We start from the raw sequence: 25,180 nt of genomic DNA on the forward strand, positions 1-25,180 counted from the left end.
TTAACGTACCTTCAGCGTTGCTAGGCCAATCAGCACCAGCATCAGCGAAATAATCCAGAAGCGCACGATGACACGTGGTTCCGGCCAGCCTTTCAGTTCATAGTGATGGTGAATCGGCGCCATACGGAAGATGCGCTGACCGCGCAGTTTGAAGGAACCGACTTGCAGAATAACCGACAGAGTTTCGACGACGAAAACGCCGCCCATGATGACCAGCAGGAACTCCTGACGCAGCAGCACGGCGATAATGCCCAGCGCGCCACCCAGTGCCAGTGAACCCACATCACCCATGAAGACCTGAGCCGGATAAGTGTTGAACCACAAGAAGCCTAAACCCGCACCAACAATAGCCGTGCAGACAATCACCAATTCCCCCGCGTGACGCAGGTAAGGAATATGCAGATAGCTGGCAAAGTTCATGTTACCGCTCGCCCACGCTACCAGCGCAAAGCCCGCTGCCACAAACACCGTTGGCATAATCGCGAGGCCGTCTAAACCATCGGTCAGGTTGACCGCGTTGCCGGTGCCCACGATAACGAAATAGGCCAGCAGGATGTAGAACAGACCCAACTGTGGCATCACGTCTTTGAAGAACGGCACAACCAGTTCGGTGGCTGGGGTATCTTTCCCCGCAAGGTACAACGCAAAGGCAACGCCTAGGGCAATCACCGACATCCAGAAATATTTCCAGCGGGCGATAAGACCTTTAGTGTCTTTACGGACCACTTTTCGGTAGTCATCGACAAAGCCGATAATGCCGTAGCCAATGAGTACCGTCAGCACGCACCACACGTATGGGTTAGATGGATAAGCCCAAAGCAGGACGGAAACCACAATCGCGGTGAGGATCATGATCCCCCCCATCGTCGGTGTCCCGCGTTTGCTGAAGTGGGATTCCGGACCATCGTTACGTACAACTTGGCCGAAGGACATTTTTTGCAGGCGGGCAATCATGCGCGGGCCCATCCACAAAGAGATGAACAGCGCGGTCAGCAGGCTGACGATGGCGCGAAACGTCAGGTAGGAAAAGACGTTAAAGCCAGAATAATATTTGACCAGATGTTCGGCCAGCCATACTAACATGTCCCGTTCTCCTGTAATGCGCGTACGACCTCTTCCATGGCGGCACTGCGTGATCCTTTCACCAGAATGGTGATAGTTTTATGTTCGTTTATCAGCGTATTAAGACGAGAAATCGCCGATGCTTTATCGGTGAAATGCTCCCCTGCCCCGCTGGCGGCACTGATGGACTGACTTAAATTACCCACGCTCAGTACCCGGTCGATGCCCGCTGCTTTCGCGGCCGCGCCGACCTGGATATGACACGCTTCGCTTTCGGCACCCAGTTCTGCCATATCGCCCACTACCAGCACGCGATAGCCCGGCATTTCAGACAGCACCTGCACCGCTGCGGTCATGGAACCGACGTTGGCGTTGTAGGAGTCGTCCAGCACAAGCTGCGTTTCCGACAGGTGAACGGGGAACAGACGACCCGGTACCGCTTTAAGCTGCGAAAGCCCGGCTTTCACCGCCTTTAAATCAGCGCCGACTGCTGTCGCCAGTGCGGTTGCAGCCAGCGCATTGGCGATGTTATGACGCCCCGGCAGCGGCAAAATCACCTCAGTGCTACCGTTCGGAGTCTGCAGCGTAAATACGGTACCTTGAGCGGTAATACGCACATCTGCAGCGCTAAAATCGCTATCCGCCGCATTTGGCGAGAAGCGCCATACGGTGCGATCGCCAATAATATGCTGCCAATTTTGCCAGTCATTGTTATCGGCGTTCAGAATAGCAATGCCGCTATCTGGCAAGCCGGAGAAAATCTCGCCTTTCGCCTTCGCCACACCGGCTAATGAGCCAAATCCTTCCAGATGCGCAGCCGCCAAGTTATTCACCAGAGCCGCCTCTGGGCGAGTCAGACTCACCGTCCAGGCTATTTCACCTTGATGATTTGCCCCAAGCTCAATGACGGCAAACTGATGTTCCGGCGTCAGGCGAAGTAATGTCATCGGCACGCCGATGTCATTATTTAGGTTACCCGCGGTATAAAGCGTGTTACCGCACTGCGCCAGAATGGCAGCGGTCATCTCTTTGACGGAGGTTTTGCCGGATGAACCGGTCAGAGCAACCACGCGAGCGGACACCTGCTTACGCACCCAAGCAGCCAACTCACCAAATGCCAGACGAGTATCGCTCACCACCAATTGCGGCAGATCGATGGCCAGCTTACGGCTGACCAGCAGAGCACCTGCGCCTGCATCTTTCGCCGTTTGCGCAAAATCATGAGCGTCAAAGCGCTCGCCTTTCAGCGCCACAAAAAGACAGCCAGGGGTAATTTTTCGAGTGTCGGTCGTGACGTCATCAATCAGTAAATCATCACCGTGAAGCTCGCCGTTGAGTACGCCGGAAAGCTGGCTAAGCGTTACGCCAATCATGCCACCACTCCCAGCAGACGCGCTGCGGTAATACGGTCTGAGTAATCCAGACGACGGTTGCCGACAATTTGATAATCTTCATGGCCTTTACCGGCCAGTAGCACAACATCATTCTCTCTCGCCTGCATGATAGCGTTGGTTACCGCCTCAGCGCGGCCTTCCATGACCTTCACGTGGCCGGCATCAACCATTCCGGCCAGAATGTCGTTAATGATGGCGCGTGGCTCTTCGGTACGCGGGTTGTCATCGGTGACAACCACAATGTCGGAGAACTCTTCGGCAATCGCGCCCATCAGCGGACGTTTACCTTTATCGCGATCGCCGCCACAGCCAAAGACGCACCAGAGCTTGCCAACACAGTGCAAACGCGCTGCCTGCAGCGCTTTTTCCAGCGCATCTGGGGTGTGAGCATAGTCAACAACCACCGTTGGTTTACCCAGCGAGCTAAACACTTCCATACGCCCGCAAACAGGTTTTAAGCGCGCCGCGGTTTGCAGCAGACCAGCCAGCGGATAGTCCAGCGCCAGCAGCGTAGCCAGCGCCAGCAGCAGGTTGCTGACGTTAAATGCGCCCATCAGGCGGCTTTCAATTTCGCCTTCGCCCCAGGTGGATTCAAAGCGGATCGTTGCGCCGCTGTCGTGGTATTTCACCTCAACCGCTTTCAGCCAACGACCGTGGCAATTTGGGTTGATATGATCTTCCATCGACACGGCAACCGCATCCGGCAGGCGAGCCAGCCAGCGACGGCCCACTTCATCGTCAGCGTTCACGATCGCCTGACCACAGTGGTGAGTGGAATAGAGCAGCCATTTTGCCGCTTCGTAGTGTTCCATATCACCATGATAATCAAGGTGATCACGGCTAAGATTGGTGAACACGGAGGCGGCAAACTTCAGTGCCGCGACACGGTGCTGCACCAGCCCATGGGAAGAGACTTCCATTGCCGCCATGGTCGCGTTCTGCGCCACTAGGCCTGCGAGCACATGCTGAACGTCAACCGCTGAACCGGTGGTGTTCTCGGTTGGGATAACATTATCCAGCAGACCGTTACCGACGGTACCCATCACCGCGCTGGTTTCACCCAGCAGTTGGCACCACTGCGCAATCAACTGAGTGGTGGTGGTTTTACCATTGGTTCCGGTCACGCCAATCAGGCGCAGGCTGTCGGACGGCTCATCATAAAAACGCCCGGCCAATGCCGATAAGCGCTCATTTAACTGGCTAAGGTAAATAACCGGCACGCCGTGCATCTCACGGATTTCGCCGTCGGTCGCTTCATCTTTTGCCTCGGCGACAATCGCCGCGACACCTTGCGCAATTGCCTGCGGGATATAACGACGCCCGTCCGCCTGATGACCCACTACCGCTACGAACAGATCGCCCGATGCAGCCACACGGCTGTCGAGCGTCATCTCCCGCAGTACTCGCTCCGGCGCATTTGGCACCCACGGAGCAAGAAGGTCGCGCAAATTACGATCTGCCACCTGAACCCTCGCCTTGATTTGTCACTAATTCACTTTTATCGCCCGTTGCCAGCGCATCCGGTTCAATATTCATCGTGCGCAGTACGCCGCCCATGATGGCTCCAAAGACCGGCGCGGAAACGGCACCGCCGTAATATTTACCCGCCTGCGGGTCGTTGATGACCACCACCAGCGCAAAACGTGGCTGGCTAGCTGGTGCAACACCCGCGGTGTAAGCAATGTATTTATTGATGTAGCGTCCATCCGGACCGACTTTTTTCGCTGTACCGGTTTTAATCGCGATACGGTAGCCTTTAATCGCCGCTTTTACGCCGCCACCGCCAGGCAGCGCCACGCTTTCCATCATATGCACGACGGTGCGAACGATTGATTCCGGGAAGATACGCTCGCCGGGTACCGGCGGGTCAACTTTCGTAATTGACAGCGGACGGTAGATACCGTAGCTGCCAACCGTTGCGTAGACTCGCGCTAACTGTAACGGGGTTACCATTAGCCCGTAGCCGAAAGAGAAGGTGGCCCTCTCTATGTCAGACCACCGTTGTTTTTGAGGGTATAAGCCACTGCGTTCCCCGACCAACCCCAAATTGGTCGCTTTTCCCAGTCCAAAACGTGAGTAAGTATCTACTAACGCTGAGGAGGGCATCGCTAACGCCAGCTTGGAAACGCCGACGTTACTCGACTTCTGTAGTACCCCGGTAAGGGTCAATTCGCTGTAACGCGCCACGTCTTTGATTTCGTGACCGTTAATTCGGTATGGAATGGTATTGAGCACGGTATTTTCACGCACCACGCCGCGCTGAAGCGCAGTCATTACCACCATCGGTTTAACCGTTGACCCGGGTTCGAACACATCGGTGATCGCCCGGTTACGCATGGTATCTTTTGCCGTGCCGGTAAAGTTGTTCGGGTTGTAGGATGGGCTGTTAGCCATCGCCAGCACTTCACCCGTACTGACATCAACTAACACAGCGCTGCCAGATTCCGCTTTGTTAAATGCCACCGCGTTGTTGAGTTCACGGTAAACCAGCGCCTGCAGGCGTTCGTCAATACTCAATGCGAGGTTGTGCGCAGCCTGACTGTCGGTCGAGGAGATATCTTCAATGACGCGTCCGTAGCGGTCTTTACGCACAATACGTTCACCCGGCTGACCGGTAAGCCATTTGTCGAAACTTTTCTCAACCCCTTCAATCCCCTGACTGTCGACGTTGGTGAAACCAATCAAGTGAGCGGTCACTTCGCCGGAAGGATAATAACGGCGTGACTCTTCACGCAGGTAAATCCCAGGGAGTTTGAGTTTTTTGATGTAGTCAGCCATGTCAGGGTTTACTTGACGGGCCAGATAGATAAAGCGCATGCGCGGGTTGGTGTTGATGCGTGATGCCAGCTGATCCAGCGGCATATTGAGCGCATCCGCTAACGCTTTCCAGCGGTTGTTCAACACCACACCGCCGGCCTCGTGCAGCTCTTTCGGATCAGCCCAGATGGCTTTTACCGGCACGCTCACCGCCAGCGGGCGACCAGAACGGTCGGTAATCAGCCCACGTGAAGTCGAAACTTCCTGTACGCGCAGCGAGCGCATGTCGCCTTGGCGCACCAGCATGTCCGGCGCAATAATTTGCAGCCAGGCCACGCGACCAAGCAGGAATCCAAGAGCGATCAGAATACAGCCGCAAAGCAACGCAAAACGCCAACTGATAAAGTTGGCCTGTTCTTCCTGACGTTTCGGTTTAAGCGTTTTTGCCGCCGGTTTCATGCGTTGCAATAATCCTTATTTCTGCACAACAATGTTTTCTTTTGACGGATCAACATGTTGCATCTGCAACTTATCTGTAGCAATACGTTCGACACGGCTATGATCGCCAAGAGCATTCTCTTCGAGGATCAGGTTTCGCCATTCGATATCCAACGCATCACGCTCCAGCACCAACTGCTCTCGTTGGGCTGTTAATAGGCGAGTATGGTGAGCGGTCGTCACCACCGTTACCGCCGTGACAATAATGCAAATGAACAGACAGAGTGGCAGTTTCCCATACTGCAAAAGGTCGTCGCGAATGACGCCAGGCAAAGCATGGCGCTCGCTATTTCCTAACGACCCGGAAATTTTGCTTAGGGTTTCTGTCACTCTGCCGATCATGCGTTCGTCCTCTCTGCAATACGCAGCACTGAACTACGAGCACGTGGATTCTCGGCCACTTCTTCTTCGCCCGGCATCAACTTGCCTAGCGCTCGTAAATGACGGCCACCCAGCTTTCTGAGTTGCTCTTCAGTCATCGGGATCCCTGCTGGAACCTGCGGACCGCGGCTTTGTTCACGCATAAAGCGTTTCACAATGCGGTCTTCCAACGAGTGGAAGCTAATGATGGAGAGCCTTCCTGCCGGGGCCAGCACGCCAAGCGAGCTTTTTAGCGCCTGCTCTATCTCCTCCAGCTCACTATTCACCCAAATGCGCACCGCCTGGAAGGTACGGGTTGCGGGGTGTTTGAATTTGTCTTTCACCGGCATCGCGGCGGCAATGACTTCTGCCAGCTCTTTTGTTCGCGTCATCGGTTCAATTCGGTTGCGCTCCACGATGGCGCGCGCAATGCGTTTACCAAAACGTTCTTCGCCGAAGGTTTTAATCACCCATGCGATGTCCGCTTCTTCCGCCGTTTGCAGCCATTCCGCCGCTGATTGACCGCGGGTTGGATCCATACGCATATCCAACGGACCGTCACGCATAAAGGAGAAACCGCGTTCGGCGTCATCAAGCTGTGGAGAAGAAACGCCAAGATCGAGGAGAATGCCGTCGATCTTGCCAATCAGATCGCGCTCAGCAACGTAGTCTGCCAAGGCAGAAAAAGGGCCATGCACAATGGAAAAGCGCGGATCGTCGATGGTTTTTGCCACCGCAATCGCTTCGGGATCTCTATCGATCGCAATAAGACGGCCCTGCTCGCCAAGCTGCGAGAGAATAAGGCGCGAGTGGCCGCCGCGGCCAAAGGTGCCATCAATATAGATACCGCCTGGACGAATATTCAGGCCATTCACGGCTTCATCCAGCAGTACTGAGGTATGTTTAAAATTTTCCATCATATTTATAAGGACAAATCCTGCAATCGCTCCGACAGCGCCCCTGAAGCAGATTGCTCAGCGTCGACATCTTCCTTGACCCGTTGATACCAGGCCGTTTCATCCCACAGTTCAAATTTGTTGAACTGCCCGACCAGCATCACTTCTTTGGTCAATCCGGCGTGCTGCCGTAAAACCGGCGCAATCAATAATCGCCCGGCATTATCCATCTGACATTCGCTTGCATGTCCCAACAGCAGTCGCTGTACGCGACGCTCTGCGGGATTCATGCTCGACAAACGCGATAACTTTTGCTCGATAATTTCCCACTCGGGCAGAGGATAAAGCAGCAGGCAGGGGTGATGGATGTCAATGGTGCAAACCATTTGACCGGTAGCGCTCTCAAGCAGCATATCCCGATATCGGACAGGGACGGCTAAACGCCCTTTGCTGTCAAGATTGACTAACGTTGCCCCTCGGAACATGCCAGCCTCTCCCCTAATTACCACTTTGCCCCACAAATTCCCACTTTAAGGAGTTTACGGAGCAGAGGAAAAGCTTGTCAAGCCAGCATGAATGCCAACAGAGTCTAAAATACCGTTATTTACGGACGACAATAGCCCTGATTAAAAATTATCCCACCGCCGAGGCAAATTAACGTCATGAATACCCGTAAGAAAAATACAGACTGATTCACAACGCGTTAACGCGACTTAATATCATCAAAAGAATTTATAAAGTGTCAGTTTGCGACGCGAGCGGCATTTTAGGACATTCTGCGGTCCGTTAACAGTCCCTGTGGCGCGCCCCTTCGCGGATTTCATAGGCGACGGGAGACTCATTTTGGTAGGTTGGCTAAGAAGTGTTTGTTATTTCGGCAATCCGCCGGGAGAATGTAACAAAATAATACACAAATAATATAATTTTACTTTGCGTTCACATTAATAAGCACCTGAGCGCAGTAAAAAAGAGGAATTAAATAGAAGGCTAACAAAAAATAAGGAATTATCTGAATATCCACACCAGAATAATGTATACCCCAAATAATTCGAGTTGCCGCGCATAACGATTCTGGCGACCAACCGCAGCCAACGCACCTGCAACTTAAAGCATTACAGGCATATTGCGCGATGAAGGTAACCTATAGCTGCCTTCATCGCGAAATGATTACCGGCGGCTCAAACTCCCGCGACGATAAAGATTACGACGAATACGGCTTAATCCCGGCTTCGGCTTGCGCGGCTCGTCGAGGCTTGCCAGCACGATCTCCAGCACACGCTCAGCAACATCACGGTGACGCTGTGCCACCGCCAGTACCGGACACTGCAAAAAATCGAGCAGTTCGTGATCGCCGAAGGTTGCAATAGCAAGATCGGTTGGCAGCTTGCCTTCACGACGCAGCGTCACGTCCATCACCCCCTGCAATAGCGCAAATGAGGTCGTGAACAACGCTTGCGGCATTGGGTGCGTTTCCAGCCATTTTTCAAACAGCACCGCAGATGCTTCGCGTTCATAGCTGTTGGCATAGAGGAAATTCACCTCACGCGGATCGTCTTTCCACGCGGTACGGAAACCCTGCTCACGCAGATAGCTCACCGACAGTTCCGGCAACGCGCCTAGGTAAAGGACCGTTTCCGCCGGGAACGTACGTAGCTCAGCGGCCAGCATCTCCGCATCGTCTTGGTCCGCACCCACAACGCTGGTGAAGTGTTCACGATCGAGCGCACGATCAAGCGCGACAATCGGGAAGGTATCATTAGCCCAGCGCTGGTAGAAAGGATGTTCTGGCGGTAGAGAGGTAGAAACAATAATCGCATCAACCTGACGTTGCAGCAGATGCTCAATGCAGCGCATCTCGTTATCCGGCTGATCTTCGGAACAAGCAATTAGCAGCTGATAGCCACGCTGGCGCGCCTGCCGTTCGAGGTAGTTCGCAATGCGCGTATAGCTGGTGTTTTCTAAGTCGGGGATCACAAGCCCGATAGAACGCGTGCGTCCAGCACGCAGACCGGCAGCGACCGCGTTAGGATGGTAGTTGTGCTCTCGCACCACGGCCATCACTTTTTCAACAGTCTTATCGCTCACGCGATACTGCTTCGCTTTGCCGTTAATCACATAGCTGGCGGTGGTTCGGGAAACACCGGCAAGCCGGGCGATCTCATCCAGTTTCACAATTGCCCCTTGCTTTATAAGTATAATCCGTAACATCTAAACGCAGATTGATCTCATCGGCAATAGCTTTTCTTCGCACTTCTTGCTGATTTCGCAAAAAAAAGCCCGACGTCTTGCCGGGCTACGATAAAGCGATGAGTTCTAGGCTAGCGCATTATCTTGTCGCCACGTGATAATCCGACCACGCCGGAGCGCGCCACCTCGACAATTTTGGCAACATCGCGCAGCGAGGCGAGGAATGCATCCAGCTTGTCACTCGTGCCAACCAACTGAACGGTATAGAGCGACGGCGTAACGTCGATTATCTGCCCACGGAAGATCTCCGTGTTGCGTTTCACTTCATCACGGCCATAGCCGCTGGCCTGGACCTTCACCAGCATAATCTCACGCTCGACGTGCCCACCTTGCCCAAGCTCGTTCACCCGCAGCACGTCAACCAGCTTATGCAGCTGCTTTTCAATCTGCTCAATCGTCTTCTCATCGCCGACCGTTTGAATGGTCATGCGCGACAACGTAGGGTCATCCGTAGGTGCAACGGTCAGACTTTCAATGTTGTAGCCACGCTGCGCGAAAAGCCCAATCACGCGAGACAGCGCGCCAGACTCGTTTTCCAGCAATACAGATAATATCCGGCGCATAATCAGGTTCTCTCCGTTTTGCTCAACCACATCTCATCCATCGCCCCACCGCGGATTTGCATCGGGTAGACGTGCTCGCTGCCATCGACGCAGACGTCGACAAACACCAGCCGGTTATTGCGTACCTGCTCCAGCGCCTCGGAAAGCTTACTTTCGAGCTCCGACGGTTCCGCAATACGAATACCCACGTGCCCATACGCTTCCGCCAAACGAACAAAGTCAGGCAGCGACTGCATATAGGATTGCGAGTGACGGCCGGAGTAGATCATGTCCTGCCACTGCTTCACCATACCCAGATAGCCATTGTTGAGGTTCAGCACCAGCACCGGCAGTTCATATTGCAGCGCGGTGGAGAGTTCCTGAATATTCATCTGAATGCTGCCATCGCCGGTTACGCAGACTACGGTGGCATCCGGCAGCGCCATTTTGACGCCGAGCGCCGCAGGCAGGCCGAAGCCCATCGTGCCGAGGCCGCCGGAGTTTATCCAACGACGTGGTTTATCGAACGGGTAGTACAACGCGGCAAACATCTGATGCTGGCCGACATCGGAAGTCACATAGGCATCGCCATGGGTGAGCTTCCAAATGGTTTCAATCACCGCTTGGGGTTTTATTTGCCCGCTCTGGGTGTCATATTTCAAGCACTGGCGCCCACGCCATAGCTCAATTTTCTGCCACCAATCGCGAATATCATCCAGCGGCTGTGAGCCTATATCTTGATCCAGCAGCTCCAGCATTTGATCCAGAACGCGCCCAGCATCACCGACTATCGGAATATCCGCCGGCACCGTTTTGGAGATCGACGTCGGATCGATATCGATATGCAGTACGGTGGCGTCCGGGCAGTACTTCGCAAGATTGTTGGTCGTGCGGTCATCAAAGCGAACCCCAACGGCAAAAATCACGTCAGCGTTATGCATGGTCATATTGGCTTCATAGGTACCATGCATGCCCAGCATTCCCAATGCCTGACGATGAGTCGCCGGAAAACCACCCAACCCCATCAGGGAAGAAGCAACTGGCAAATTGAGTTTCTCGATAAGCGTCAGCAACTGCGCATGACACTCGGCATTAATGACGCCGCCACCGACGTAAACCACCGGTTTTTTCGCCGCAATAAGAGTCTGTAGTGCGCGCTTAATCTGCCCTTTGTGGCCTGAAGTGGTCGGATTATAGGAACGCATGCTCACGGCATCAGGCCAAACGTACGGCATCTTATTGGCCGCATTGAGAATATCTTTTGGCAGATCGACCACCACGGGGCCAGGACGGCCGCTGGACGCCAGCCAGAAGGCTTTTTTCAAAACGCCGGGAATATCTTCGGTCTGTTTGACCAAGAAACTGTGCTTCACTACCGGCCGCGAAATCCCGACCATATCGCACTCTTGGAACGCATCGTAACCAATCAGCGAGGTTGCCACCTGTCCGGATAGCACCACCAGCGGAATAGAGTCCATATAGGCGGTGGCAATACCGGTAATCGCGTTCGTCGCGCCAGGGCCGGATGTGACTAATACAACGCCCACTTCCCCGGTTGCTCGCGCGAGGCCATCGGCCATATGCACCGCTGCCTGCTCATGACGCACCAGCACATGGTCAATACCGCCAACCGTATGTAGCGCGTCATAAATATCGAGGACCGCGCCTCCCGGATAGCCAAATACCTGCTTCACGCCCTGATCGATTAACGATCGGACGACCATCTCGGCTCCAGACAACATCTCCATGGTTTGCCTCCAGGCTGTTCTTGCATCTTGATGACCGAGGAACTCATTTTCCTGCGGCCATGTGCCGACGGCGCGTAATTCATCCGCCGACGCGAAATGAGGGGTAAAGACCTAACATAACCGCTCGCCACTAGGCAGGCAATTCACACGTTTGCAGTAGAACTGGTACGCATAAGTCAAAAAACTAGGGGAAAAGGGAAAATGATGGCTGATAACTTCAGCGATAATAAAAGAATAGCGTAGATACTCGGGCGAAACGCATCTTTACAGCAAAACCTGCATTTTTCACTTTATCGTCGCGACCACCGACGACTCATAACAGAACAATATTTTGTACATTTAACAATTAACAAAATAAACAGGGTGCTTTAGCACCCTGTTTATTTATACACATTACTGCTGACGGCAGACATTAATCAATAGCTCTTCCATCCATTGATGGCCTCTATCCCGTCCGGCAGATTCATGCCAAGAAAGATAGCAGGTACGGCTGTTTAGCTGCATTGGCAATGGTAAAACCTGCAGCCCAAGCTGTTCAGAGAATTCCTCTGCTAAGCGGCGAGGCGCAATAGCAACCAAATTGGTTTGGGAAACAACGTTCAGCACGCTCACCAGAGCCATCCCCTGATACGCTATGAGTTTTTGTTTATCCACTGAGTCATACCACGGCTGACTAAATGACGCATAGCGTTCCAGCGAAACCACCGCATGTTCTTCTTGATAAACTTCGTCTTCAGAGAGTTGCCCGCTAATACGAGGATGCTTGTTGCTGGCGACCAAAACCATTTCATCATTAAATAATGGCACGCTTGCAAACTCAGGACGGCGAAACTCTTCATATCCCAGCACAAATTCAATTTCCTGGTAACGAAGTTGATGCTCGGCATTTTGATTTAATGCCGATTTAAAGACCATATGAATATATGGCGCAACTTCATTTACCTTATTTAGGACTATTGAAGTCAAATAATTGTCTAGCGGACTGCATACACAAAGATTGAAAACACGTTCGCTACTTAATGGTTCAAAGCCCGAGCCTGGAAGTTCGTTTTGTACCAGTTGCAGCGCCTGTCGAACCGAGCCAAAAAGTTGGAATGCGCGGGCAGTAGGCTGAATGCCCCGGCCGTAGCGCACAAACAGCTCATCGTTAAACATGCCCTTCAACCGAGCAACGGCATTACTCACTGCAGGCTGTGACATACCAAGCACATGCGCTGCACGCGTTATATTTTGTTCCTGCATTACCGCATCAAACACGGTCAGCAAATTTAAATCAACCATTCGGAGCGGTGGCTTTGCCCCTCCATTAACGGATACGCTCTGCTGCTCCGGTGCGTTTATTACGCTATTAGTTCCCTCTGTCATACAAAACTCCTTTTGCGAAATAGCATAAATATATTGAGGCTATATGATTTACCATGCATATAAGATCCAAAAAAGAGAATTTAATAAAAATAGGAATATATAAAGATGCAAAAGCGCGATTCATGAAGGACAAAGCGGCTCTTATTTATATCACCAGGCTGATAGTATCTAGCTTACCAATAGATTAGACAAATAAACAGTATTCCAAAACTGGACCAATATAATAGAATTCTTAAAAATGTTTTATTTATGGTGATTAAAAATTAACATTCCTGTATCAGTAATACTCTTTTTGCGCTATAAAAAATCGTCACCAAAGAGAACAACTCAATAACTATCAATACGATACAAGAAAAATAAACACATGACGAATACATGAGCGAATGCAATAAACTTTATGCAAATGCGACAAAATATTAAAACAATGAATCATTCAAACAAATAATTCACTATAAAATTAGAGGCTCATCAGCACAATTAGCTAATCTAGCCGTTTCGTTTACCGGCTTAAACGCCCTCTCATTTTCATTCAGGGTTGACATCAGTTGTCATATCCAGTACCACTAATGGCATAACGAATTCATCTGGAGAATGATGACATGTCCCGTACAACTCGCATTAACGGTCTACTACTACTAAACGCATCTTCTGTGCGCGGTAGACTGGTGTGCGACGTATAACGTTAAGTCATCATCAGTAAAACGAAACCCGCGCCACTGCGCGGGTTTTTTTATGCTCGTAGCAAGGCGCCCCAAGTTAACCAAGGACCTAAACCATGAGCCAGCAAGTCATTATTTTTGATACGACCTTACGTGATGGTGAACAAGCATTACAGGCCAGCCTGAGTGTAAAAGAGAAGCTGCAAATTGCTTTCGCCCTCGAGCGTATGGGCGTTGACGTAATGGAAGTCGGCTTCCCGGTTTCTTCTCCGGGGGATTTCGAGTCCGTACAGACCATCGCACGCAACATTAAAAACAGCCGCGTTTGTGCCTTGGCACGTTGCGTCGAGCAGGATATTGATGTTGCCGCCGAGTCGTTGAAAATTGCTGAAGCATTCCGCATCCATACTTTCATTGCGACCTCACCGATGCATATCGCCACCAAGCTGCGCAGCACGCTGGACGAAGTTATTGAACGTGCAATCTATATGGTAAAACGCGCCCGCAACTACACCGACGACGTTGAGTTTTCCTGTGAAGACGCGGGACGCACGCCAATCGATCAGCTGTCTCGCGTTGTTGAAGCGGCGATTAACGCCGGTGCGACCACCATCAACATCCCAGACACCGTCGGCTACACCCTGCCGTTCGAGTTCTCCAATATCATTACCGGCCTGTATGAACGCGTGCCGAATATCGACAAAGCCATTATCTCCGTCCATACCCACGACGACTTGGGCATGGCGGTCGGCAACTCACTGGCAGCCGTACATGCGGGCGCTCGGCAGGTTGAAGGCGCAATGAACGGCATCGGCGAGCGCGCAGGTAACTGCTCGCTGGAAGAAGTCATCATGGCGATTAAAGTGCGCAAAGACATCATGAAAGTGCACACCAACATCAACCACAATGAAATCTGGCGCACCAGCCAGACCGTCAGCCAGATCTGCAACATGCCCATCCCGGCAAACAAAGCCATCGTCGGTACCGGCGCCTTCGCCCACTCTTCCGGCATCCACCAGGATGGCGTACTGAAGAATCGCGAAAACTACGAAATCATGACTCCGGAATCCATCGGCCTGAATCAGGTGCAGTTGAACCTGACCTCCCGCTCCGGCCGCGCTGCGGTGAAACACCGCATGGAAGAGATGGGCTACAAAGATACCGACTACAACATGGACCATCTGTATGACGCGTTCCTGAAGCTGGCGGACAAAAAAGGCCAAGTCTTCGACTACGACTTGGAAGCGCTGGCATTCATCAACAAGCAGCAGGAAGAACCAGAGCACTTCCGTCTGGATTACTTCAGCGTGCAGTCAGGCTCCAGCGATATCGCCACCGCTTCAGTGAAACTGGCCTGTGGTGAAGAAACTAAGGCAGAAGCCGCTAATGGTAATGGTCCGGTAGACGCGATTTACCAAGCGATTAACCGTATCACCGGCTACGACGTTGAACTGGTCAAATACGACCTCAACGCCAAGGGTCAGGGCAAAGATGCGCTGGGCCAGGTAGACATCGTGGTGAACTACAACGGTCGCCGCTTCCATGGCGTCGGCCTGGCAACGGATATCGTTGAATCCTCCGCAAAAGCGATGGTTCACGTGCTGAACAACATCTGGCGCGCCGCCGAAGTCGAAAAAGAATTGCAACGCAAAATTAAGAATAACGAGAACAAAAAGGAAACCGTGTAATGTCGAAGAATTACCATATTGCTGTGTTACCAGGTGACGGTATTGGCCCGGAAGTTATGACACAGGCATTGAAAGTACTGGAAGCCGTGCGTCAACGTTTTGACATGCGTATCACCACCAGCCACCACGACGTGGGCGGCATCGCCATTGATAATCACGGTGAACCTTTGCCGCAGGCGACCGTTGATGGCTGTGACCAAGCGGACGCCATTCTGTTTGGTTCCGTAGGCGGCCCGAAATGGGAAAATCTGCCACCGGCCCAGCAACCAGAGCGCGGCGCGTTGTTGCCGCTGCGTAAGCACTTCAAACTGTTCAGCAACCTGCGTCCGGCAAAGTTGTACCAAGGTCTGGAAGAATTCTGCCCTCTGCGCGCCGACATCGCCGCCAACGGCTTCGACATTCTGTGCGTCCGTGAACTGACCGGCGGTATCTACTTCGGCCAGCCGAAAGGCCGCGAAGGCAGCGGTCAGCACGAGAAGGCGTTTGATACCGAGGTGTATCACCGTTTCGAAATTGAGCGTATTGCCCGCATTGCCTTTGAATCTGCCCGCAAACGCCGTCACAAAGTGACCTCTATCGACAAATCCAACGTGCTGCAGTCCTCTATTCTGTGGCGTGAAATCGTCAGCGAAATCAGCAAAGAGTATCCCGACGTTGCACTGGCACACATGTACATCGACAACGCCACCATGCAGTTGATTAAAGATCCGTCCCAATTTGACGTGCTGCTGTGCTCCAACCTGTTCGGCGACATTCTCTCCGACGAGTGCGCGATGATCACCGGTTCCATGGGCATGCTGCCGTCCGCCAGCCTGAACGAAGAAGGCTTTGGCCTGTACGAACCGGCAGGCGGTTCAGCTCCAGATATCGCTGGTAAAAACATTGCCAACCCGATTGCGCAAATTCTGTCGCTGGCGCTGCTGTTGCGTTACAGCCTCGATGCCAACGACGCGGCAACCGCCATTGAAGCCGCCATCAACCGCGCGCTGGAAGAAGGCGTACGCACCAGTGATTTAGCCCGCGGCGGCGCGGCGGTCAGCACCGATGAAATGGGCGACATCATTGCCCGCTATGTTGCCGAAGGGGTGTAACCATGGCGAAGACCTTATACGAAAAACTGTTTGATGCTCACGTGGTCTTTGAAGCGCCGAACGAAACGCCGCTGCTGTACATCGACCGCCACTTGGTGCACGAAGTGACCTCGCCGCAGGCATTTGACGGCCTGCGCGCGCACAAGCGCCCGGTGCGTCAGCCGGGCAAAACCTTCGCTACTATGGATCACAACGTCTCCACGCAGACCAAAGACATCAACGCCTCCGGCGAGATGGCGCGCATTCAGATGCAGGAGCTGATTAAGAACTGTAACGAGTTCGGCGTTGAACTGTATGACCTGAACCACCCGTACCAGGGCATCGTTCACGTGATGGGGCCAGAACAGGGCGTGACCTTGCCGGGCATGACCATCGTCTGCGGTGACTCCCACACCGCCACACACGGTGCATTTGGCGCACTGGCGTTCGGTATCGGCACCTCGGAAGTGGAACACGTGCTGGCGACCCAGACCCTGAAGCAGGGTCGGGCGAAAACCATGAAGATTGAAGTCAACGGCAAAGCGGCGCCGGGCATCACCGCCAAAGATATTGTGCTGGCGATTATTGGTAAAACCGGCAGCGCTGGCGGGACGGGCTATGTCGTGGAATTCTGTGGCCAGGCCATTCGTGACCTGACCATGGAAGGTCGTATGACCCTGTGCAACATGGCTATCGAACTGGGCGCCAAAGCCGGTCTGGTTGCGCCGGACGACACCACCTTCAACTATGTCGAAGGTCGTCTGCACGCGCCAAAAGGCAAAGATTTTGACGATGCGGTGAATTACTGGAAAACCCTGAAAACCGACGACGGTGCAACCTTCGACAACGTCGTGACTCTGCAAGCAGAAGAGATTGCGCCGCAGGTTACCTGGGGCACCAACCCAGGCCAGGTGATCTCCGTGAATGACAATATTCCGGACCCAGCATCCTTTAGCGATCCGGTGGAGCGCGCCAGCGCCGAGAAAGCGTTGGCCTACATGGGCCTGAAACCAGGCATTCCACTGACCGATGTGGCTATCGACAAAGTGTTTATCGGCTCCTGCACCAACTCGCGTATTGAAGATTTACGCGCTGCGGCCGAAATCGCCAAAGGCCGTAAAGTCGCACCAGGCGTGCAGGCGTTAGTGGTGCCTGGCTCCGGCCCGGTGAAAGCGCAGGCGGAAGCGGAAGGTCTGGATAAGATCTTCATCGAAGCCGGTTTTGAATGGCGTCTGCCTGGCTGCTCGATGTGTCTGGCCATGAACAACGATCGCCTGAACCCAGGCGAACGCTGCGCCTCCACCAGCAACCGTAACTTTGAAGGCCGTCAGGGCCGTGGTGGTCGTACCCACTTGGTCAGCCCGGCAATGGCAGCAGCCGCTGCGGTAACCGGTCATTTCGCCGACATTCGTAGCTTGAAATAAGGAAACCATCATGGCAGAGAAATTTACCCAACATACGGGACTGGTGGTGCCGCTGGATGCCGCAAACGTCGATACCGATGCGATTATCCCGAAACAGTTTTTGCAGAAAGTGACCCGCACCGGATTCGGCGCGCATCTGTTCAACGACTGGCGCTTCTTGGACGATAAAGGCGAGCAACCAAACCCAGAGTTCGTGCTGAACTTCCCGGAATTTAAAGGCGCTTCTATCCTGCTGGCGCGTGAAAACTTCGGCTGCGGTTCATCACGTGAACACGCGCCATGGGCGTTAACCGATTACGGTTTTAAAGTGGTGATTGCCCCAAGCTTCGCCGATATCTTCTACGGCAATAGCTTTAACAACCAGCTTCTGCCGGTGACGTTGAGCGATGCGCAGGTAGACGAGATGTTCGCGTTGGTTAAAGCCAATCCGGGGATCAAATTCGAAGTCGACTTGGAAGCACAGGTGGTGAAAGCCGGAGATAAATCCTACAGCTTTAAAATCGACGACTTCCGTCGCCACTGCATGATTAACGGCCTTGATAGCATCGGCCTGACGTTGCAGCACGAAGAGGCGATTTCCGCCTACGAGAACAAGCAGCCAGCGTTTATGCAGTAATTTGTCGCGCCACCACCCCGGATGCGGCGCGACCAGCCTTATATGCCGGATGGCGCTGCGCTTATCCGGCCTACAAACGTACGCCCATTGTAGGCCGGATAAGGCGTTTACGCCGCCATCCGGCACGTTGTAGGCTCCGGCGCAGTTAAACGTCCTTCACCCGCCACGTCATCATAAGCGTCACCACCGAAATCCCCGCAATCACCCAATACACCGAGAAATGGCCAAAGCTCTGCGCCAATGCGCCCTGCACAATCCCGGCAAGGATCACCCCGGTAGAAATGCTATTGGTAAATAGCGTCGTTGCCGCCCCCGCACGCCCCGGCATCAGGTCTTGGAACCACAGCATGCCAATCCCGGCGACAATACCGATAAACACGGCGTTAAACAGCTGTAATATCAGCAGCGAAGTGTGACTGTGGAAGAAAATCAGGCCGACATAAAACAGCACCCCGGCCGCGACGGCGGTCAGCATCATCCGACGTTTGCCAAAGCGCTTCACATAAAAGCCTGCGAGGATCATCGCTGGAATTTCCAGCCCGGCTGCGGTACCCATAAGGATCCCCGCCAAGCTATCTGGCAGGCCGAGATCGCTGCTGATCCACAGCGGCATATCGATGATATACATGGTGTTGCAGGTCCACATCAGCGTCGAAGCAATAAACAACATTCGCACGTTGCTATCTTTCCAACCGCTAATCGGAATCTGTACGGCCTCTGCGGTCGGTTCAACCCGCGCCACCGAGGGAAGCGTCAAGGCAATCAGCGCAAGGCTAATCACAAAAATAGCGGCAGCAATGGAGAACATCGCGGTAAAGCCGTAGTTCAACGCCAGCATAAAGGCCAGCGGCGGGCCAATGACCCACGCCAGCGAGAGCTGGGCGCGCATCACCGAGCTGAACATCACCACTTCACGCGCCGAACTGTCGGCATACTCGCGCGCCAGCGCAAACAGCTGCGGCATGGCGGCATTGGCAATTGAAGCCAGCAGCACACCACAGGTAATCAGCGTCAGGTAATGACGATTGAAAGCAAACAGCAGCGCGTTACCGACCGCCATCAGGCAGCAGAACATGATCAGCTTACGGCGATCGCCCCGGCTATCGGATCGCTTTGCCAGCCCGAGGCTCACCACAATCCCGGCGATGGCGTTCACGGTGTAAAACAGGCCAACCCAAAACGGCTGCACACCGACTTCGCGACTGAGATACAGGCTCAGCGTCGGTGCCTGTAATGCCCCCGCTATGCCCATCATAAACGCCACCAGCATAAAGGCGGCATACACACCGTTGAGACGTCGTCCCATCGTCATTAACCAGAGCATCAGAGATCCTTTCGCGAAAGAATAAAAAAAAGCCAGCAGATAATACCTGCTGGCAAATACTCAGTCACACATGATTAGGCGAATTAATGTTCAGAGGTCGGTTTCGTAACTTCCCACTGCATCAGATAGTTCAGCACTTCAAGCCGCTGCGCGGTCGCCTGACGGGCCAGCCAGGAAACATTTTTGGTAGCAGAAAAATAACGCTGGTAGAACTGATGGATGGTTGACCTCTTCATAATCATCTCCTCGCTTCATCGAAAGTGATTATTGGCCTAATATAGGGATTAATAAATTGCTGAGTTTTTAGCGGGAGTTCCTCTTTTATGCCTTCAGGTCGACTGCAACAACAATTCATCCGCTTATGGCAGTGCTGCGAAGGCCAAGCGCAAGAAACCACGCTGAATAATCTGGCCGAACTGCTCAGCTGTTCCCGTCGTCATATGCGCACGCTGTTAAACACCATGGAAGCGCGCGGCTGGCTAACTTGGGAAGCGGAAGCCGGCCGTGGCAAGCGCTCTAGGCTGACATTCCTCTATACCGGACTGGCTTTACAGCAGCAGCGGGCAGAAGATCTGCTGGAGCAGGATCGTATCGATCAACTGGTGCAACTGGTCGGAGATAAATCGGCGGTGCGACAAATGTTGGTCTCGCATCTGGGGCGTAGCTTTCGCCAAGGAAAGCATATTTTGCGCGTGCAGTATTACCGCCCAATGCACAATTTGCTGCCAGGTACCGCGCTTAGACGCTCTGAAACCCATATTGCGCGGCAGATTTTTAACGCATTAACTCGAATTAATGAGGTAAATGGGGAACTGGAAGCGGATATTGCGCACCATTGGCAAGCTATTTCCCCATTACACTGGCGTTTTTACCTGCGTCCCGGCATTCATTTCCATCATGGTCGTGAACTGGAGATGGATGACGTCATCACTTCGCTGCATCGCAGTATGACGCTGCCGCTCTATTCCAATATTTCACACATCGATTCGCCAACCGCTTGGACGCTGGACGTGCACTTAATCGAGCCAGACCGCTGGCTACCGCTATTGTTGGGTCAAGTCTCGGCGATGATCCTTCCGCAAGAGTGGCAATCGCTACCAGATTTCTCACGAATGCCCGTTGGCACCGGCCCGTATGCGGTAGCGCGCAACAACCAGAACCAGCTGAAAATCCTCGCTTTTGACGATTACTTTGGCTTTAGGGCACTGATTGATGAGGTTAATGTTTGGGTGCTGCCGGAAATCGGCGAAGACCACAGTTGTGGCCTGACGATTCAGGGCACGACGCAAAGCGAAAAAGCGGTTGAAAGCCGCCTTGAGGAAGGCTGCTACTACCTTTTATTTGATACCCGTAGCCCACGAGGCAGCAATCCTACGGTGCGCCAGTGGCTAAGCCATATCTTCCATCCCAACAATCTTCTCTACCGCGCGGGCGAACAGCATCAAAGTCACTGGTTTCCGGCTTACGGGCTGCTGCCACGCTGGCACCATGCGCGTAGCCACGTCTGTGAAAAACCGGCCGGGCTGGAATCCGTCACCCTCACCTATTACCGGGAACACGTTGAGCACAAGACGATAGGCCTCATCATGCAGGCGCTACTGGCTGAACATCAGGTCACCTTGAATATCCAAGAAGTGGATTACGACGAATGGCACCGGGGCGAGGTCGTCAGTGATATTTGGCTCAATAGCGCCAACTTTACCCTGCCGCTGGATTTCTCTCTCTTTGCTTATCTGTATGAAGTGCCACTTATTCGTAACTGCGTTCCCATCGACTGGGAGGGCGATGCCCAGCGCTGGCGGGCAGGTGAATTGCCGCAGGCTGACTGGTGTCAGGAGTTGCTGGCAAATCAATGCATTGTGCCGCTCATTCACCATTGGCTGATGATCCAAGGCCAGCGCAGTATGCGCGGCGTAAGGATGAATACCTTAGGCTGGTTTGACTTTAAATCGGCCTGGTTTGCGCCGCCGAATCCATAGCGCCTGATGGTTAACGCTTAGGGCTTTTGATTTATTCACGTAATCATTACAATGTGCCGTTCTCAACGGGGTGCTACGCCAAAGACGTATGCTGAGATATACCCGTCGAACCTGATCCGGATAATCCCGGCGAAGGGATTTGAGGCTCACTCAAAATCCTTTGCCACCAATATATTAAAGGTGCAAAGTGTTCAAAAAATTACTCCCCCTGTTGGCCCTCATGGCCTTCCCTGCCCTCGCCAAACCAGTATTGACGGTTTATACCTACGACTCCTTCGCCGCCGACTGGGGCCCAGGCCCAGTGGTGAAGAAAGCGTTTGAAGCCGACTGTAACTGCGAGCTGAAGTTTGTCGCGCTGGAAGATGGTGTTTCGCTGCTCAACCGTCTGCGCATGGAAGGCAAAAACAGCAAAGCTGACGTGGTATTAGGGCTTGATAACAACCTGCTGCAGGCTGCTACCGACACCAAACTGTTTGCCAAAAGCAACGTACCAGCCAGCGCGGTGAGCGTTCCTGGCGGCTGGAACAATGATACCTTCGTGCCATTCGACTACGGTTACTTCGCCTTCGTCTACGACAAAAACAAACTGAAAAACCCGCCGAAGAGCCTGAAAGAACTGGTTGAAAGCGACCAAAAATGGCGCGTTATCTACCAAGACCCGCGCACCAGCACGCCGGGCCTGGGGCTGCTGCTGTGGATGCAGAAAGTATACGGCGACAAAGCGCCGGAAGCCTGGCAGAAACTGGCGGCCAAAACCGTCACCGTTACCAAAGGCTGGAGCGAAGCCTACGGCCTGTTCCTGAAAGGGGAAAGCGACCTAGTGCTGAGCTACACCACCTCTCCTGCGTATCACATCATCGAAGAGAAGAAAGATAACTACGCGGCGGCGGCTTTTACGGAAGGTCATTACCTGCAAGTTGAAGTGGCGGCAAAAACTGCCGCCAGCAAACAGCAACAGTTAGCGGACAAATTCCTCAACTTTATGGTTTCCCCTGCTTTCCAGAACGCAGTCCCGACCGGCAACTGGATGTATCCAGTCACCCAAGTCACACTGCCGGAAGGTTTTAATGGTCTGGTAAAACCGCAGACCGCACTGGAATTTACCCCACAGCAGGTCGCTACTGAACGTCAAAACTGGATTAACGCATGGCTCCGCGCAGCCAGCCGCTAATTCCACGCTGGCTTTGCCCGGGCCTTACGGCTACCACGCTGATGGTGGCCGTTGCCTTGGCGGCGTTTTCTGCGCTGTGGCTAAACGCCCCGGAGATTTCATGGTCGACGCTGCTCGGGGATAGCTACCTGTGGCACGTGGTGCGCTTTTCCTTCTGGCAGGCGTTTTTGTCGGCGCTACTGTCCGTTGTGCCGGCCATTTTCTTGGCCCGTACGCTCTATCGACGCCGCTTCCCCGGTCGTCAACTCCTGCTGCGACTCTGCGCCATGACGCTGATTTTGCCGGTGCTGGTCGCCGTATTTGGTATTCTTAGCGTCTATGGCCGTCAGGGTTGGCTGGCACAGCTTTGCGTATGGCTTGGTTGGCAGTGGAATTTCTCTCCCTACGGCTTGCAGGGGATTTTGCTGGCGCACGTATTCTTTAATATGCCGATGGCAACTCGCCTGTTGCTACAGGCGCTGGAGCAAATTCCCGGCGAACAGCGCCAGCTTGCAGCCCAGCTAGGCATGCGCGGCTATCCGTTCTTCCGCTATGTTGAATGGCCGTGGATGCGACGACAAATTCTGCCCATCGCGACCCTGATTTTTATGCTCTGCTTCGCCAGTTTTGCCACCGTGCTCTCACTGGGCGGGGGGCCATCGGCCACCACCATTGAGCTGGCTATTTACCAGTCGCTAAACTTTGATTACGACCCGGCGCGCGCCGCAATGCTGGCAATAATCCAGATGACCTGCTGCCTGGCGTTGGTGTTATTAAGCCAGCGGTTAAGCCAAGCCATTGCCGTTGGCAATACTCAGGTCCAGGGCTGGCGTGATCCCGATGACCGCTGGCACAGCCGCATCATCGATACGCTGCTGATTATGCTCACGCTCCTAATGCTGTTGCCGCCGCTGCTGGCAGTGGTTTTTGATGGTCTCAACGCCAGCCTATTGCAGGTGCTGACGCAGCCGATTTTATGGCAGGCTATCGGCACCTCGCTACGTATCGCCCTCGCCGCCGGCGTTCTGTGCGTGGTACTGACAATGATGCTGCTGTGGAGTAGCCGCGAGCTGCGGGCGCGCAATCGACCGCTCGCCGGTCAGGCGATGGAACTCAGTGGAATGCTGATTCTAGCGATGCCGGGGATCGTGCTCGCAACCGGCTTCTTCCTGCTGCTGAACAACACCGTTGGCCTGCCTGAATCCGCCGATGGCATTGTCATTTTCACCAACGCGCTGATGGCGGTGCCTTATGCTATCAAAGTGTTGGAGACACCGATGCGTGATACCGCCGCGCGCTACACTCACCTGTGTGAATCGTTGGGGCTAAGCGGGTTTAATCGGCTATGGGTGGTCGAACTTCGGGCGCTGAAACGCCCACTGGCGCAGGCGCTGGCATTTGCCTGCGTACTGTCGATTGGCGACTTCGGCGTCGTGGCGCTCTTCGGCAACGAGAATTTCCGCACCCTGCCTTTTTATCTCTATCAGCAAATTGGCGCCTATCGCAGCCAAGACGGCGCGGTGACTGCCCTCATTCTCCTGCTGCTGTGCTTTGCACTGTTTACCGTTATCGAAAAGTTACCCGGACGCGATGCTAAAACTCAATGATGTCATCTGGCTGTATCAGCATTTACCCATGCGCTTTACCGCGTCTATCGCCCAAGGTGAGAAAGTGGCGATCCTCGGTCCTAGCGGAGCGGGTAAATCCACACTGCTCAATCTGATTGCCGGTTTTCTCCCCGCCGCCAGTGGCACGATATTGCTTGAAGGTCATGATCATACGGACACGCCGCCCTCGCAGCGGCCGGTGTCGATGCTGTTTCAGGAAAATAATCTATTTAATCACCTGACGGTGCGGCAGAACATTGCGCTGGGCATGAGCCCGCGTATGAAGCTCACAGCCGAACAGCAGCGCAAGCTGCAGGCTCTGGCTGAACAGATGGGTCTTGAGACAATGCTGGACAGATTGCCCGGCGAGCTTTCCGGCGGCCAGCGTCAGCGTGCGGCGCTGGCGCGTTGCCTCGTGCGAGAACAGCCGATTTTGCTGCTGGATGAACCTTTTTCCGCGCTCGATCCGGCGCTGCGTCAAGAGATGTTGGCGCTGGTCGACGACGTCTGCCAGCGTCAGCAATTAACCTTACTGATGGTGTCACACAGCGTGGAGGACGCGGTGCGCATTGCCACAAGAGCGATGGTGATTGCCGATGGACGTATCGCCTGGGACGGCGGTACGCAAGAACTGTTGAGCGGTAATGCCAGCGCTTCCGCACTGCTGGGGATTGGCGCCTAATGTGCTGCCGGATGGCGCTACGCTTATCCGGCCTACATTGGATTGTGATGCTGCCGACCAACAGCTCGGATTTGTAGGCCGGATAAGGCGTAGCCGCCATCCGGCAATACCG

22 protein-coding genes and 1 riboswitch are annotated in these 25,180 nt (G+C 53.7%); of the genes, 9 read left to right on the top strand and 13 right to left on the bottom strand.

Annotated features, from left to right (window positions below; genetic code table 11):
• The 11 genes from mraY to leuO form a co-directional block, all read right to left on the bottom strand.
• On the bottom strand, positions 1–1,083 hold the full coding sequence (gene mraY / locus AB4K05_RS16790; RefSeq protein WP_234505309.1) for a phospho-N-acetylmuramoyl-pentapeptide-transferase: 1,083 nt from the start codon (positions 1,081–1,083) through the stop codon (positions 1–3).
• The gene (murF, locus tag AB4K05_RS16795; RefSeq protein WP_368481083.1) at positions 1,077–2,435 is read right to left on the bottom strand and encodes a UDP-N-acetylmuramoyl-tripeptide--D-alanyl-D-alanine ligase; all 1,359 of its coding nucleotides are present in this window, start codon (positions 2,433–2,435) and stop codon (positions 1,077–1,079) included. Before murF ends, mraY begins: the two co-directional genes overlap by 7 nt.
• Positions 2,432–3,919, bottom strand: a complete 1,488-nt coding sequence (murE, locus tag AB4K05_RS16800) for a UDP-N-acetylmuramoyl-L-alanyl-D-glutamate--2,6-diaminopimelate ligase (RefSeq protein WP_368481084.1) — start codon at positions 3,917–3,919, stop codon at positions 2,432–2,434. The genes murF and murE overlap by 4 nt, the downstream gene beginning before the upstream one ends.
• On the bottom strand, positions 3,906–5,672 hold the full coding sequence (locus AB4K05_RS16805; protein ID WP_368481085.1) for a peptidoglycan glycosyltransferase FtsI: 1,767 nt from the start codon (positions 5,670–5,672) through the stop codon (positions 3,906–3,908). The genes murE and AB4K05_RS16805 overlap by 14 nt, the downstream gene beginning before the upstream one ends.
• Positions 5,673–5,687: 15 nt before the next feature.
• The gene (gene ftsL / locus AB4K05_RS16810) at positions 5,688–6,053 is read right to left on the bottom strand and encodes a cell division protein FtsL (protein WP_368481086.1); all 366 of its coding nucleotides are present in this window, start codon (positions 6,051–6,053) and stop codon (positions 5,688–5,690) included.
• Positions 6,050–6,991, bottom strand: a complete 942-nt coding sequence (rsmH, locus tag AB4K05_RS16815) for a 16S rRNA (cytosine(1402)-N(4))-methyltransferase RsmH (RefSeq protein WP_368481087.1) — start codon at positions 6,989–6,991, stop codon at positions 6,050–6,052. Before rsmH ends, ftsL begins: the two co-directional genes overlap by 4 nt.
• Positions 6,992–6,993: 2 nt before the next feature.
• The gene (gene mraZ / locus AB4K05_RS16820) at positions 6,994–7,452 is read right to left on the bottom strand and encodes a division/cell wall cluster transcriptional repressor MraZ (RefSeq protein WP_368481088.1); all 459 of its coding nucleotides are present in this window, start codon (positions 7,450–7,452) and stop codon (positions 6,994–6,996) included.
• Between the two features lie 682 nt (positions 7,453–8,134).
• Positions 8,135–9,139, bottom strand: coding sequence for a catabolite repressor/activator (gene cra, locus AB4K05_RS16825; protein ID WP_234505321.1), 1,005 nt, complete (start codon positions 9,137–9,139; stop codon positions 8,135–8,137).
• A gap of 146 nt (positions 9,140–9,285) precedes the next feature.
• Positions 9,286–9,777: an acetolactate synthase small subunit gene (gene ilvN, locus AB4K05_RS16830; protein WP_368481262.1), complete on the bottom strand. Its 492-nt coding sequence runs from the start codon at positions 9,775–9,777 to the stop codon at positions 9,286–9,288.
• Positions 9,778–9,779: 2 nt separating this feature from the next.
• On the bottom strand, positions 9,780–11,504 hold the full coding sequence (gene ilvI / locus AB4K05_RS16835) for an acetolactate synthase 3 large subunit (protein WP_368481089.1): 1,725 nt from the start codon (positions 11,502–11,504) through the stop codon (positions 9,780–9,782).
• A 393-nt stretch (positions 11,505–11,897) separates the two neighbouring features.
• The gene (gene leuO / locus AB4K05_RS16840; protein ID WP_368481090.1) at positions 11,898–12,869 is read right to left on the bottom strand and encodes a transcriptional regulator LeuO; all 972 of its coding nucleotides are present in this window, start codon (positions 12,867–12,869) and stop codon (positions 11,898–11,900) included.
• Between the two features lie 599 nt (positions 12,870–13,468).
• Here leuO and leuL point away from each other — a divergent pair.
• The 5 genes from leuL (at position 13,469) to leuD (ending at position 18,326) form a co-directional block, all read left to right on the top strand.
• Positions 13,469–13,549: a leu operon leader peptide gene (gene leuL, locus AB4K05_RS16845; RefSeq protein WP_368481263.1), complete on the top strand. Its 81-nt coding sequence runs from the start codon at positions 13,469–13,471 to the stop codon at positions 13,547–13,549.
• A gap of 95 nt (positions 13,550–13,644) precedes the next feature.
• The gene (gene leuA / locus AB4K05_RS16850) at positions 13,645–15,216 is read left to right on the top strand and encodes a 2-isopropylmalate synthase (RefSeq protein WP_368481091.1); all 1,572 of its coding nucleotides are present in this window, start codon (positions 13,645–13,647) and stop codon (positions 15,214–15,216) included.
• Entirely contained in the window at positions 15,216–16,307 is a 1,092-nt protein-coding gene (leuB, locus tag AB4K05_RS16855; protein WP_368481092.1) for a 3-isopropylmalate dehydrogenase, read from the top strand. The genes leuA and leuB overlap by 1 nt, the downstream gene beginning before the upstream one ends.
• A 2-nt stretch (positions 16,308–16,309) precedes the next feature.
• Positions 16,310–17,710: a 3-isopropylmalate dehydratase large subunit gene (gene leuC, locus AB4K05_RS16860; RefSeq protein WP_368481093.1), complete on the top strand. Its 1,401-nt coding sequence runs from the start codon at positions 16,310–16,312 to the stop codon at positions 17,708–17,710.
• 10 nt (positions 17,711–17,720) lie between these two features.
• Entirely contained in the window at positions 17,721–18,326 is a 606-nt protein-coding gene (gene leuD / locus AB4K05_RS16865; RefSeq protein WP_368481094.1) for a 3-isopropylmalate dehydratase small subunit, read from the top strand.
• Positions 18,327–18,471: 145 nt separating this feature from the next.
• Here leuD and AB4K05_RS16870 read toward each other — a convergent pair whose 3' ends face one another.
• Entirely contained in the window at positions 18,472–19,650 is a 1,179-nt protein-coding gene (locus AB4K05_RS16870) for a sugar efflux transporter (protein WP_368481095.1), read from the bottom strand.
• An 83-nt stretch (positions 19,651–19,733) separates the two neighbouring features.
• Positions 19,734–19,886, bottom strand: a complete 153-nt coding sequence (gene sgrT, locus AB4K05_RS16875; protein WP_368481096.1) for a glucose uptake inhibitor SgrT — start codon at positions 19,884–19,886, stop codon at positions 19,734–19,736.
• An 87-nt stretch (positions 19,887–19,973) separates the two neighbouring features.
• On the opposite strand from sgrT, the gene sgrR reads away from it, so the two are divergent.
• The 4 genes from sgrR to thiQ all read left to right on the top strand — a co-directional run bounded on the left by sgrR (position 19,974) and on the right by thiQ (position 25,068).
• Positions 19,974–21,629: an HTH-type transcriptional regulator SgrR gene (gene sgrR / locus AB4K05_RS16880; RefSeq protein ID WP_368481097.1), complete on the top strand. Its 1,656-nt coding sequence runs from the start codon at positions 19,974–19,976 to the stop codon at positions 21,627–21,629.
• Between the two features lie 56 nt (positions 21,630–21,685).
• A riboswitch (TPP riboswitch) is annotated at positions 21,686–21,785 on the top strand.
• A gap of 31 nt (positions 21,786–21,816) precedes the next feature.
• On the top strand, positions 21,817–22,800 hold the full coding sequence (gene thiB / locus AB4K05_RS16885; RefSeq protein ID WP_368481098.1) for a thiamine ABC transporter substrate binding subunit: 984 nt from the start codon (positions 21,817–21,819) through the stop codon (positions 22,798–22,800).
• A complete protein-coding gene (gene thiP, locus AB4K05_RS16890) occupies positions 22,776–24,386 on the top strand; it encodes a thiamine/thiamine pyrophosphate ABC transporter permease ThiP (protein WP_368481099.1) in 1,611 nt (536 codons plus the stop codon). Before thiB ends, thiP begins: the two co-directional genes overlap by 25 nt.
• Entirely contained in the window at positions 24,370–25,068 is a 699-nt protein-coding gene (gene thiQ, locus AB4K05_RS16895; RefSeq protein WP_368481100.1) for a thiamine ABC transporter ATP-binding protein ThiQ, read from the top strand. Before thiP ends, thiQ begins: the two co-directional genes overlap by 17 nt.
• The last annotated feature ends 112 nt before the right edge of the window (positions 25,069–25,180 follow it).

Origin of the sequence: Kluyvera sp. STS39-E, assembly GCF_040932435.1 — a bacterium.
Taxonomy (GTDB): domain Bacteria; phylum Pseudomonadota; class Gammaproteobacteria; order Enterobacterales; family Enterobacteriaceae; genus Kluyvera.